Origin of the sequence: Bradyrhizobium sp. 6(2017) (assembly GCF_011058295.2) — a bacterium.
GTDB lineage: Bacteria > Pseudomonadota > Alphaproteobacteria > Rhizobiales > Xanthobacteraceae > Bradyrhizobium > Bradyrhizobium septentrionale.
The window spans coordinates 4,605,345-4,617,570 of the sequence record NZ_CP049289.2 but is presented as its reverse complement, the minus strand read 5'-3'; the positions used below and the strand labels follow the sequence as shown (position 1 = coordinate 4,617,570).

Annotated in this window: 9 protein-coding genes; 8 read left to right on the top strand and 1 reads right to left on the bottom strand. The window is 64.6% G+C overall.

The window, feature by feature from the left end; all coding sequences use genetic code 11:
* Window positions 1-3: 3 nt before the first annotated feature.
* Window positions 4-1,503: a leucyl aminopeptidase gene (locus tag G6P99_RS21455; RefSeq protein ID WP_165123388.1), complete on the bottom strand. Its 1,500-nt coding sequence runs from the start codon at window positions 1,501-1,503 to the stop codon at window positions 4-6.
* Between the two features lie 359 nt (window positions 1,504-1,862).
* On the opposite strand from G6P99_RS21455, the gene lptF reads away from it, so the two are divergent.
* From lptF to G6P99_RS21415, 8 genes are all read left to right on the top strand, one after another.
* Window positions 1,863-3,029, top strand: a complete 1,167-nt coding sequence (gene lptF / locus G6P99_RS21450; protein WP_029082293.1) for an LPS export ABC transporter permease LptF — start codon at window positions 1,863-1,865, stop codon at window positions 3,027-3,029.
* The gene (lptG, locus tag G6P99_RS21445; RefSeq protein ID WP_029082294.1) at window positions 3,026-4,123 is read left to right on the top strand and encodes an LPS export ABC transporter permease LptG; all 1,098 of its coding nucleotides are present in this window, start codon (window positions 3,026-3,028) and stop codon (window positions 4,121-4,123) included. The genes lptF and lptG overlap by 4 nt, the downstream gene beginning before the upstream one ends.
* A 26-nt stretch (window positions 4,124-4,149) precedes the next feature.
* On the top strand, window positions 4,150-6,618 hold the full coding sequence (locus tag G6P99_RS21440; RefSeq protein WP_165128945.1) for an LPS-assembly protein LptD: 2,469 nt from the start codon (window positions 4,150-4,152) through the stop codon (window positions 6,616-6,618).
* A gap of 86 nt (window positions 6,619-6,704) precedes the next feature.
* Window positions 6,705-7,652, top strand: a complete 948-nt coding sequence (locus tag G6P99_RS21435; RefSeq protein WP_029083516.1) for a SurA N-terminal domain-containing protein — start codon at window positions 6,705-6,707, stop codon at window positions 7,650-7,652.
* A gap of 17 nt (window positions 7,653-7,669) precedes the next feature.
* Window positions 7,670-8,674 (top strand): 4-hydroxythreonine-4-phosphate dehydrogenase PdxA, encoded by a 1,005-nt coding sequence (gene pdxA / locus G6P99_RS21430; protein ID WP_029083517.1) that lies wholly within the window; start codon window positions 7,670-7,672, stop codon window positions 8,672-8,674.
* A complete protein-coding gene (gene rsmA / locus G6P99_RS21425; protein WP_029083518.1) occupies window positions 8,671-9,525 on the top strand; it encodes a 16S rRNA (adenine(1518)-N(6)/adenine(1519)-N(6))-dimethyltransferase RsmA in 855 nt (284 codons plus the stop codon). Before pdxA ends, rsmA begins: the two co-directional genes overlap by 4 nt.
* Before the next feature lie 19 nt (window positions 9,526-9,544).
* Complete coding sequence (locus tag G6P99_RS21420) at window positions 9,545-10,603, top strand: alcohol dehydrogenase (RefSeq protein WP_165123386.1); 1,059 nt, start codon at window positions 9,545-9,547, stop codon at window positions 10,601-10,603.
* Window positions 10,604-10,861: 258 nt separating this feature from the next.
* Window positions 10,862-12,199, top strand: coding sequence for a caspase family protein (locus G6P99_RS21415; protein WP_371261227.1), 1,338 nt, complete (start codon window positions 10,862-10,864; stop codon window positions 12,197-12,199).
* The last annotated feature ends 27 nt before the right edge of the window (window positions 12,200-12,226 follow it).

Here is a 12,226-nt window from a genome sequence, read left to right as displayed (position 1 = left end):
ACTCTATTTCTTGGCCTCATAATACTCGGAGACCAGCCGCTCGAGCAGCCGGACGCCATAACCAGAACCCCAGCTCTGATTGATCTCCGTTTTCTGCGCGCCCATCGCGGTGCCGGCGATGTCGAGATGGGCCCAGGGCGTGCCGTCGACGAAACGCTGCAGGAATTGCGCGGCCGTGATCGAGCCGCCATTGCGCCCGCCGGTGTTCTTCATGTCGGCGAATTGCGAGTCGATCTGCTTGTCGTATTCGGGACCGAGCGGCATGCGCCACACTTTCTCGCCGGTCTCCAGCCCGACCTTGGCCAGCCGTTCGGCGAGTTCGTCATTGTTGGAGAACATGCCGGCGTGGTCGGTGCCGAGCGCGACCATGATGGCGCCGGTCAGCGTTGCAAGATCGACCATGAATTTCGGCTTGAACTTTTTGGCGACGTACCAGAGCACGTCGGCGAGCACGAGGCGCCCCTCGGCGTCGGTGTTGATGATTTCGATGGTCTGGCCCGACATCGAGGTGACGATGTCGCCGGGACGCTGGGCATTGCCGTCGGGCATGTTCTCGACGAGGCCGATGGCGCCGACCGCGTTGACGCGGGCCTTGCGCACGGCGAGCGCGTGCATCAGCCCGACCACGCAGGCTGCGCCGCCCATGTCACCCTTCATATCCTCCATGCCGCCGGCCGACTTGATGGAGATGCCGCCGGTGTCGAAGCAGACGCCCTTGCCGACGAACGCGACCGGCGCCTCGCTCTTCTTGCCGCCGTTCCAGCGCATGATCACGGTGCGACCGGGCCGCGCCGATCCCTGCGCGACGCCGAGCAGCGCGCCCATGCCGAGCTTGGTCATCGCCTTGACGTCGAGCACCTCGACACTGACCCCGAGCTTGCGAAGCTGGCTTGCGCGACGCGCGAACTCTTCGGGGTACAGTACGTTCGGCGGCTCGTTGACGAGCTCACGCGCCAGGTTCACGCCGTCGACAATGGAGGCCTCGGGCGCGAAGGCTTTCTTGGCGGCAGCAACATCGTCGACCGCAATCGAGACGTCGGCCCGCACGGCGCCGTCCTCGTCCTTCTTCCTGGTCTTGTAGCGGTCGAACTTGTAAGCGCGCAGGCGGATGCCGGTGGCGATCGCCGCCGCCTGGCCAGCCGCCATCGCGGCATCGGGCAGTTCGGCGAAGACGGTCATCGCAGCGCTGCCGGCGTTCAGCTTGCCGGCCGCCACACCGCCGAATTTGAGAAAATCCTTCTCCTTGAGGTCGGCCGGCGTGCCGGTGCCGATCACGATCAGCCGCTCGACCTTGATTCCCTCCGGCGCCAGGATGTCGAGGGTTGCCCCGCTCTTGCCCTTGAACTGGTTGGCGGCCGCGGCCCGCTTCACCGTCTCGGCGGCAGCTCCCAGCGCCTTCCGGGTGGCGGCTCCCAGCTTCAACTGCTCGTCGCAAAAGACCACCAGAATGCCGCGAGCAGACGCGGAGAATGGGACAAAGCCGACCTTGACGGCGTCGGACATAGGAAAATCCTCCAGAACTCAGGGTGTTGCTCGGACCTGAGGCGGTCCTTCCGGCACGCGGGGTGAGCATTGCGATAGCGGTCCGGAATGCCCCGGACCGAGCTTGTGACACACTATGACCTGTCGGCCGCGCTGCTGCCAAGCGCCGGAGTGGCCGGAAGGTCACAAAAGCGAATAATTAACCATAAATTAAGCGCGCCTTGGCTCGGCCATTTTGTTGATGGATCAAAGGGATGGTAGTGAGAGTGTGAGCCGGACGGGTCCGCGGCTCGACCAAAGGGGAACCCGGGTTGACGGGATTGGTCGAAAGCCGTGCGTTTTGGTGTGCGAAGGGGGTCGTTGGGGGTCGTGCGGTAGCGATGGGGTCGATCGACAAGTACATCTTCAAGACGACGCTGGCGTCGTTTGCGCTTGTCCTGGTCAGCCTCACCGGCGTGATCTGGATTACGCAGGCGTTGCGCGGCATCGACCTGATGACGAGCCAGGGTCAGACCATCCTGACCTTCCTCGGCATCACCGGTCTCGTGATCCCGGCCCTGGTCCTGATCATCGCCCCGATCGCGCTGATGATCGCGATCTCCCACACGCTGAACAAGCTCGCGACCGATTCCGAAATCATCGTGATGAACGCGGCGGGCTTCTCGCCGTTCCGGCTGTTCCGGCCGTTCTTCTTTGCCACCTGCGTGGTCGCGGCGCTGGTCGCCTTCATCGGCGCCTATCTCGCCCCCGACGGCATGCGCCGAATCAAGCAGTGGGATGCCGAGATCACCGCCGACGTGCTGACCAACATCCTGCAGCCCGGCCGCTTTGCCCAGCTCGACCAGAATCTGACGATTCGCATCCGCGAGCGCCTGCCCGGCGGCGTGCTCGGCGGCGTCTTCGTCGACGACCGCCGCGATCCGCAGCAGCGCGTCACCATCGTCGCCGACCACGGCACCGTGCTGAAGAACGAGAGCGGCTCGTATCTCGTGCTGGAGGACGGCAATCTCGAGCGATTCGAAGTCGGCAAGCGCGATCCGACGCTGGTGGTGTTTCAGCGCTACGCCTTCGACATGTCGAAATTCTCGCAGGGCCGCGACGTCACGCTCGGGATTCGCGAACGTTACCTCTGGGAACTGATGTGGCCGGACGAGAACGATCAGACCTATCAACAGCTGTCGGGCCAGTTCTTCGCCGAGCTGCATGATCGCTTCATGGCGCCGATCTATCCGTTCGCATTCGCTGCCCTCACCTTTGCCTTCCTCGGTGCGCCGCGCACCACGCGCCAAAGCCGCAATTTCTCGATCGGCGGCTCGGTGTTCGCGGTGTTCGGGCTGCGCATGGTCGGATTCGCCTGCTCCGTCGTGGCGGTGAAGTCGCCGCTGGCGGCGCTGGTGCAGTATCTGATGCTGTTCGGCGGCATCGCCATCGGCATCTGGATGATCGTCGGCGGTGTGGTCGTCGAGCCGCCGGCGGCGCTGATGGAAGCGATCAACAGGAACAACGAGCGCATTGCGCGCCTCTTCGGGAGGCCGGCAACCGCATGAGCATAGTGACAAACACGCTCGGACGTTACTTCGCCGGCCGCTTCGTCGTCGCGGCGGTGGGCGTGTTCGCGGGCATCTTCGTGCTGCTCGTGCTGGTCGACTACATCGAGATGGTGCGCAAGACGTCGGGCCTCGTCGGGGCCTCCGCGATCACGGTCGCGGAGACCTCGCTGTTTCGCGTGCCGCAACTGCTCGAGAAGCTGATGCCGTTCTGCGTGCTGATCGGCGCGATGACCTGCTATCTCGCTTTGTCGCGGCGGCTGGAGCTCGTCGTGGCGCGCGCCGCCGGCGTGTCGGCCTGGCAATTCATCTCGCCGGCGCTGGTCAGTGCGATCGTGCTCGGCGTCTTCGCGACCACGGCCTACAATCCGGTGTCGGCCAATCTGCGCGAGCTGTCCAAACGCATGGAGGCCGAGCTGTTCGGCTCGGCGCCGGGCGGCGGCATCCAGGATGCGGCCGGCTTCTGGCTGAACCAGATCAACGATGAGGGTCAGGCGATCATCAATGCGGCCCGCAGCGAGCAGCAGGGCGTCCGGCTGACCGGCCTCACCGTGTTTCGATTCGATACGGCGCTGCAGTTCAAGGAGCGAATCGAAGCCCGCGAAGCGGCGCTCGAAGAAGGGCGCTGGGTGTTCAAGGGCGTACGCAGATACACCCTCGACAAGCCTCCGCAGGACCAGGACACCTTCTACCTGACCACCACCCTTACTCCGGCACAGGTGCGCAACAGTTTCTCCACCCCCGAAACTGTGTCCTTTTGGCAACTGCCGACCTACATCCGTTCGTCGGAGAGTTCGGGGTTCGCGACGGCGGGCTATCGCTTGCAGTATCAAAAGCTCATCGCGCAGCCATTTTTGCTGGCTGCGATGGTGATGTTGGCGGCTTCTGTGAGCCTTCGTTTCTTCCGGATGGGCGGCGTGCAGAAGATGGTTTTGAGTGGCGTGGGCGCAGGCTTTCTGCTCTACGTTCTGTCGAAAGTAACTGAAGATTTGAGCAAGGCTGAGTTGATGCATCCCATCGCTGCGGCGTGGTTGCCTGTCGTTGTGGGTAGCCTCACCGGCTTCTTAGCCTTGCTGTACCAGGAGGACGGGTAGTGGCTACAGTCGCCGCCCGCCAGTTGATGTCGCCTGCATTCGGGCGGCGCAGTGCCCTGCGCCGTCAACGGAGCCGCGTGGCCGCTTTTGGCGCCTCGATCTCCGCCCTCCTCACCGCGCTCGTCGTGGTCAGCGCGCTCGACATCGTCGTGGCGACGCCGGCGCACGCGCAGTCCTTCACCTACAATCCGCGTCCGCCGAAGCCGACCCGCCCGCCGGCCAAGAACGACGGGCAGATGCTCGTTCAGGCGACCGAGGTCGATTACGACTACAACAACAGCCGCATCTCGGCCGTCGGCAACGTGCAGATGTTCTACAACGGCACCAGCGTGGAGGCCGACAAGGTCATCTACGACCAGAAGACCAAGCGTCTTCACGCCGAAGGCAACATCCGCATGACCGATGCGGAAGGCAAGATCACCTACGCCAACATCATGGATCTCAGCGACGACTACCGCGACGGTTTCGTCGATTCGCTGCGCGTCGATACCGAAGACCAGACCCGGATGGCGGCGACCCGCGCCGATCGCTCCAGCGGCAATTACACGGTGTTCGACAACGGCGTTTATACCGCCTGCGCGCCCTGTAAGGATGATCCGAAGAAGCCGCCGCTCTGGCAGGTCAAGGGCGCGCGGATCATCCATGACCAGACCGAGAAGATGCTCTATTTCGAGAACGCCCAGATCGAGTTCTTCGGCGTCCCGATGGCGTATCTGCCCTATTTCTCGACGCCCGATCCGACCGTGAAGCGCAAGAGCGGCTTCCTGATGCCGGGCTTCACGTCGTACACGGCGTTCGGCTACGGCGTCGAAATCCCCTATTACTGGGCGATCGCGCCTGACATGGACGCCACCTTCAATCCGCGCATCACGTCGAAGCAGGGCGTGCTGTTCCAGAGCGAATTCCGCCAGCGCTTGGCGGACGGCTCCTATCAGATCCGGCTCTACGGCATCGACCAGCTCGATCAAGGCCAGTTTGCCGGCCAGCCCGGCGATCGCCAGTTCCGCTGGGGCGTCGACACCAAGGGTCAGTTCGCGCTGAACGACAAATGGGTCTGGGGCTGGGACGGCGTGGTGCTGTCCGACTACTTCTTCATGTCCGACTACCGGCTCGCCCAGTACAAGGACCCGTTCGGATCGTTCCTGTCGCTGCCCACCGAGGCGATCTCGCAGCTCTATCTGACCGGTGTCGGCAACCGCAGCTACTTTGACGCGCGCGCGATCTACTACCTGAGCTACTCGGGCAACCAGAACCAGGTGCCCGTGGTCGCCCCCGTCATCGACTACAACAACGTGATCAACAGCCCGATCCTGGGTGGCGAGCTCTCCTACAGGATGAACTTCGTCAACCTGACCCGCGAAACCGCGGTGTTCGATCCGATCACGACGCTTGCTAACACCGCCGGCCTGTGCAGTTTGACGTCCGCAGATCCGCTGGCGCGGACGCCGTCGCAGTGCCTGCTGCGCGGCATGCCGGGGACCTACACAAGGCTGACCGCCGAGGCGCAGTGGCGCAAGTCCTACACCGACCCGTTCGGCCAGATCTGGACGCCGTTCGCCAGCATCCGCGCCGACGCCATCAATGCCGACGTCTCGAATCAGCCGGGCGTTTCCAACTTCCTGCCGGTCGGCGACACCCAGACGGTCCGCGCGATGCCGACCGTCGGCTTCGAATACCGCTACCCGTTCATCAATGTGCAGCCGTGGGGCACGACCACCGTCGAGCCAATCGCGCAGGTCATCATCCGGCCCAACGAGCCTGATGCCGGCAAGCTGCCAAACGAGGATGCACAGAGCCTGGTGTTCGACACCAGCAACCTGTTCGCGGTCGACAAGTTCTCCGGCTATGACCGTGTCGAGGGCGGCGGCCGCGCCAATGTCGGCGTGCAGGCCACCACGCAGTTCGATCGCGGCGGCAGCGTCAAGACGATGTTCGGACAGTCCTACCAGATGTTCGGGCTGAATTCGTTCGCGGTCACCGACATGACCAACACCGGTGTCGACTCCGGCCTGCAGAACCCGCGCTCGGATTATGTCGCGAGCGTCGCCTATTCGCCGAACCGCACCTATACGTTCAGCGTGCGCTCGCGGATGGATGAGGCAACCTGGAACATCAACCGGTTCGAGGCCACGGCGAGCGCGAATTTCGACCGCTGGTCGGTCGCCGTCACGTACGGCGATTATGCAGCGCAGCCGGAACTCGGCTACCTGACGCGCCGCGAAGGCGTTCTCACCAGCGGATCGGTCAAGGTGGCGTCGAACTGGGTGGTTCAGGGCGCTGCGCGCTGGGACCTTGAAGCGAACAAAATCAACCAGTACGCGTTCGGCGCGGGCTATGTGGACGACTGCTTCGTGCTGGCGGCCAACTATGTCACTTCCTATACCTATCAGGCGGGCTCGACACCGCCCGTCCTCAGCCACGCGTTCATGTTCCAGATCGGCCTGCGGACGATCGCGCAAACCTCCACGACCAGCAGTTCGGCTGGCGTGCAGTAGCGAGCGAGGGTGCTGGCAAGGGGCTTGAATTGCCCGGGGGCCTGTGGCTCCGGCTTGAATTGGTTTAAACGGCTGACATGACAATAATGACGACTGCTAGCCCGCCGACGCGCCGCCATTCCCTGTTGTTGAGTACCGTGCTGGCGCTTGCCCTCCTGCTGGCAGGCGGTGCGCGATTGCACGCCCAGACCATCGCTGTGATGGTCAATGGCGAGCCCATCACCAACTACGACATCGAGATGCGCGCCAAGCTGAACGCCCTCACCGGCGGCAAGGCCCCCGATCGAAAGGCCGTCCTCGACGACCTGATCGATGAGAAGCTGAAGATCAAGGAAGCCAAGAAATTTGGCGTTGATCCCTCCGCCAACGATATCGAACAGTCCTACGGCGGAATGGCGCAGCGGATGCGGCTTTCGAACGATCAGCTCACCAAGGTGCTGGAGAGCAAGGGCATCCGCCCGGATACGCTGAAACAGCGCATCAGGGCCGACATGGTCTGGACCAGCCTGGTCCGCGGCCGCTTCAAGGAAAGCCTGCAGGTCGGCGAAAAGGACGTCAACAACGCGGTCAAGGAAACCGGAGAAGCCGCGGACGCCGAAGCGTTCGAATACAGGATGCAGCCGGTCGTCCTGATCATCCCCCGCGGCGCGCCGCAGTCGGAGTTCGAGAGCCGCCGCAAGGAAGCGGAGAGCCTGCGCGAGCGCGTGACCTCTTGCGAGGAGGCCAACACCTCCTTCAAGTCGATGCGCAACGCCGCGATCCGCGAAATCGTCGTCAAGACCTCGGCCGACCTGCCGCAGGCGCTGCGCGACATCCTGGACAAGACCCCGGTCGGCCACCTCACCCCTCCTGAAGTCACCAAGCAGGGCATCGAAATGGTCGCGCTCTGCGGCAGGAAGGCAACCACCGTGGACACGCCGAAGAAGCGTGAGGTGCGGGACAAGATGTACGTGCAGAAGTACGAGGCGAAGTCGAAAGCCTACCTGCAGGAAGTCCGAAAAGCCGCGATGATCGAATACCCAGGCGGGCGATGATCGACTATCGTTGACGCATGGCTCAACCTCTCGCACTGACATCCGGCGAGCCCGCAGGCATCGGCCCCGACATCACGCTCGCAGCATGGCTGCGCCGCCGCGAACTCGATCTGCCGCCGTTCTACCTGCTTGGCGACCGCGTATCCCTTGCCGAACGCGCCAGGACGCTCGGGCTTGCCGTCGAGTTTGCCGAGGTCAGCGCCGAGGAGGCGGCCGCGGCGTTTGCACGCGCCCTGCCCGTCGTTGCGACCGGCAAGGCGGTGACGGCGCGACCGGGCGAGCCGGACGACAGCAGTGCCGCCGCCGCGCTGGCCTCGATCCGTCAAGCCGTCGCCGATGTCGCGTCCGGCAAGGCCGGCGCCGTCGTCACCAATCCGATCGCCAAGAACGTGCTGTACCGCGCCGGCTTCCGTCATCCCGGCCATACCGAATTCCTCGCCGAGCTTGCCGCCCGCAGCGGGCGCGCACCGCAGCCGGTGATGATGCTGTGGTCGCCGGCACTCGCCGTCGTCCCGGTGACGATCCACGTTTCGGTTCGCGAGGCACTGGCGCAATTGTCGACCGATCTGATCGTGTCGACGGCGCGGATCGTGGTCGCGGACATGAAGGCGCGGTTCGGCCTCGCGGCACCGCGCCTTGCCGTTGCCGGCCTCAATCCGCATGCCGGCGAAGACGGCACGCTCGGCATGGAGGACGTCGAGATCGTCGCGCCCGCCGTCGAGATCCTGCGCCGCGACGGCATTGCCGTCCGCGGCCCGCTGCCGGCCGACACCATGTTCCACGCAGCCGCGCGAAAAAACTATGATTGCGCGATCTGCATGTATCACGACCAGGCGCTGATCCCGATCAAGACCGTCGCGTTCGAGGACGCCGTCAACGTCACGCTGGGACTGCCCTTCATCCGGACGTCGCCCGACCACGGCACCGCGTTCGATATCGCGGGCACCGGCAAGGCCAATCCCTCGAGCCTGATCGCCGCGCTCCGGCTCGCCGCGCGTATGGCGGCCGCGCGCACGACGTGAGCGCGATCGACGATCTGCCACCGCTGCGCGACGTCATTCGCGAGCATTCGCTGTCGGCGCGCAAATCTCTCGGCCAGAATTTCCTGCTCGATCTCAATCTCACCGCGCGGATTGCCCGCGCGGCGGGCCCGCTGGAAGACTGCACCGTGATCGAGGTCGGGCCCGGGCCCGGCGGATTGACACGCGCGCTGCTTGCACTCGGCGCCAAACGCGTGATCGCCATCGAGCGCGACGAGCGGGCGCTTGCCGCGCTCGACTACATCGTGAAGCGCTATCCCGGCCGTATCGAGATCGTGCATGGCGATGCGCAAGATTTCGATCCGCGTCCCCTGCTTGATGGCGGCAAGGCCAAGATCGTCGCCAACCTGCCCTACAACATCGCAACCCAGCTCTTGGTCGACTGGCTGTCGATCGAACCGTGGCCGCCCTGGTACGACACCATGGTGCTGATGTTCCAGCGCGAGGTCGCTGAGCGCATCGTCGCCCATGAGGATGAGGAGGCGTATGGCCGGCTTGCGGTGCTCGCCAACTGGCGCGCCGAGACCAAGATCCTGTTCGACATTTCGCCCGCAGCATTCGTGCCGCAACCGAAGGTCACCTCCTCGGTGGTACGATTGATACCGCGCGCCGCACCCGAACCATGCGACCGCCGCATGCTCGAGCAGGTGGCGGCCGCCGCCTTCGGCCAGCGCCGCAAGATGCTGCGCCAGAGCCTGAAATCGCTGTCGGCCGATCCGGCGCGGCTTGCCGCCGCAGCCCAGGTCGATGCGACGCGGCGCGCCGAAACCATTCCGGTCGCGGGCTTTGTTGCCATGGCGCGGGAATTGGCCGATACACGGTCCACAAAATAAAACATCAGGAGAAAACGTAATGGCGCGTATGGTTCGCCAATCCCTTGTCAAATTCGATGCACCGCTGTGCGAAACCATCATCGACACGCCGAAGCCGCAAGGACGCGAGGTGCTGGTGCGCATCGAACGTTGCGGCTTGTGCCATTCCGATCTCCACATCCAGGACGGTTACGCCGATCTCGGCGGCGGCAAGAAGCTCGACACCACCCGCGGCATGACCCTGCCCTTCACGCTCGGCCATGAGATCGCCGGCGTCGTCGACGAGGTCGGCCCCGATGCGCCGAAGGATCTGGTCGGATCGAAGAAGGCCGTCTTCCCCTGGATCGGCTGCGGCCAGTGCCGCGACTGCCTCGCCGGCGACGAGAACCTCTGCGTCAAGCAGCGCTTCCTCGGCGTCTCGATCGATGGCGGCTTCGCCACCCACGTGCTGGTGCCCGACGCAAAATATTTGCTCGACTACGATCCGCTGCCGGTCAACCAGGCCGCCACGCTGATGTGCTCCGGCGTCACCGCCTATGGCGCGCTGAAGCGTCTGGTCGATCGCCCGCGCCAGCGCAATCTGCTGCTGATCGGCCTTGGCGGCGTCGGCATGATGGGCCTGTCGTTCGCGCAAGCGATGTTCAAGCAAAAGATCACGGTCGCCGATCTCAGCCCCGCGGCCCGCGAGACCGCGCTGAAGAATGGTGCCGCAGCCGCCTACGACCCCGCCGAGCCCGATGTCGTCAAGCGTATGTTGAAGGAGAGCGACGGCGGCTTCGACGGTGTCGTCGACTTTGCCGGCAACGAGAAGTCGATGGCGTTTGCGGTCTCCGCGGTGGCGCGCGGCGGCAAGATCGTGGTCTCAGGCCTGATGGGCGGCCAGTTCGCGCTGCCGATGGTGCAGTGGGTCTACAAGCGCATGACCATCGAGGGCTTCATGGTGGGCACGCTGGCCGAAGGCCAGGAATTGATGGCGCTTGCGCGTGCCGGCAAGATCAAGCCGACGCCGATGAAGGAAGAGCCGATGGCCGACGTCCAGAAATGGATCGACGAACTACGCGCCGGCAAGGTCGTGGGACGCATCGTCCTGAAGAATTAACGCATGATCCGGAAAAGTGTGAAGCGGTTTTCCCTCGCGACAAACGCGGAACGCGTTTGCGCGGAGATCATGCGCGCTTAACGAACCATCCCGCCGCCGCGCAAGCTCCCGGCGGGGTACTCCCTGTGCGATGTCACTGAGCGCAATTGGTCGCGCCCGGCCGGCCCAACTGCGCTTTTGTCCTCCCGCGCACGCTGGTAGTCTGCCAGCGAGGCTGAGAGGATCACGGGGATGCACGGGGCTGTGCAAGACAGGAGCCTGGCGGCCGCGGCGCTGCTGGCGCTGCTGTGGCAGGCATTCGTCGGCGTGGCGCACGCGGCCACCGAGAAGCGCGTTGCCCTGGTGATCGGCAATTCCGCCTACCAGAACGTCACCCGGCTCGATAATCCCCGCAGCGATGCCACGCTGATGTCCGAGACGCTGGCAAGCCTCGGCTTCACCCTGATCGGCGGCCGCGCCCAGCTCGATCTCGACAAGTCGGGCATGGACATCGCCGTCCAGAGCTTCGGCCGGCAGGTGCAGGGCGCCGACGTCGCGCTGTTCTATTACGCCGGTCATGGCGTTCAGGTGTCCGGCGCGAACTACCTGGTGCCGGTCAACGCCAACGCCACGCGCGAGGCTGACGTCGATTTCCAGATGCTCGACGTCAACCTGGTGCTGAGGCAGATGCAGGGCTCCGGCACGCGGCTCAACATGGTGATCCTCGATGCCTGCCGGAACAATCCGTTCGGCGGACACGGCCTGCGCGCCGCCGACGGCGGCCTGGCGCAAATGCGCGCGCCCGAGGGCACGCTGATTTCCTACGCCACGCAGCCCGGCAACGTTGCGCAGGACGGCACCGACGGCCACAGCCCCTACACCAGGGCGCTGGCCTCCACGATCAAGCTCGCCGGGCTCGACATCTTCCAGACCTTCAACCAGGTCGGCCTTGCCGTGAAGCGCGCGACCGGCGGATCGCAGCAGCCCTGGGTCTCGTCGTCGCCGATCGACGGGACCTTCTATTTCGTGCCGCCGGCGGCCGCGGCCGAGCAGAAGGTTGCGGTCGCGCCGCAGCCCGAGCCGCAATCGCCGGGCACGTTGCGGCCCGATCCCGACCGCATTCAGATCAGGGATCCGGCACTGCTGCGTGAATTGAGCGACCGGCTCTATGAGCACAATTTCGATCCCGAGCCGATCGACAGCAAGAACGGCATGCGCGCGGCGATCAGCAAATTCCAGGAGAAGGTCGCGATGACGCCGACCGGCGAAGCGACCGAGGGCTTGCTGACGCGGCTGCGCAAGATGGAGGACCTGCAGCCCTGGGGATCGATCGTCTATGGCCCCGACATCGACAAATGGGGCATCTCCTGGAAGCACGCGTCGCGGCGCGCCGCGGTCGACGACGCGCGCGCCAAATGCGGCGGCGCCAAATGCACCCTCGAGCTTTCGTTCTACGGCTCACGCTGCGGCGCGTTCGCAATCTCGAGCAAGTCCTGGTCGCTGATCCAGCGCGACACGCTCGATCGCGCCAGGACCGCCGCACTTGACGAGTGTGGCAAGGCCGGGAAATCCTGTCGCATTATCGATGCCGTCTGCGCCGACGGCGCCGGACACTGAATTTGCTGACGATCATTTTGAATAAGG

What these genes read in the sequence shown, in the direction of transcription:
- G6P99_RS21455 (WP_165123388.1), bottom strand. Translation starts at nt 1,503, where the DNA reads ATGTCCGACGCCGTCAAGGTCGGCTTTGTCCCATTCTCCGCGTCTGCT.
- lptF (WP_029082293.1), top strand. Translation starts at nt 1,863, where the DNA reads ATGGGGTCGATCGACAAGTACATCTTCAAGACGACGCTGGCGTCGTTT.
- lptG (WP_029082294.1), top strand. Translation starts at nt 3,026, where the DNA reads ATGAGCATAGTGACAAACACGCTCGGACGTTACTTCGCCGGCCGCTTC.
- G6P99_RS21440 (WP_165128945.1), top strand. Translation starts at nt 4,150, where the DNA reads ATGTCGCCTGCATTCGGGCGGCGCAGTGCCCTGCGCCGTCAACGGAGC.
- G6P99_RS21435 (WP_029083516.1), top strand. Translation starts at nt 6,705, where the DNA reads ATGACGACTGCTAGCCCGCCGACGCGCCGCCATTCCCTGTTGTTGAGT.
- pdxA (WP_029083517.1), top strand. Translation starts at nt 7,670, where the DNA reads ATGGCTCAACCTCTCGCACTGACATCCGGCGAGCCCGCAGGCATCGGC.
- G6P99_RS21420 (WP_165123386.1), top strand. Translation starts at nt 9,545, where the DNA reads ATGGCGCGTATGGTTCGCCAATCCCTTGTCAAATTCGATGCACCGCTG.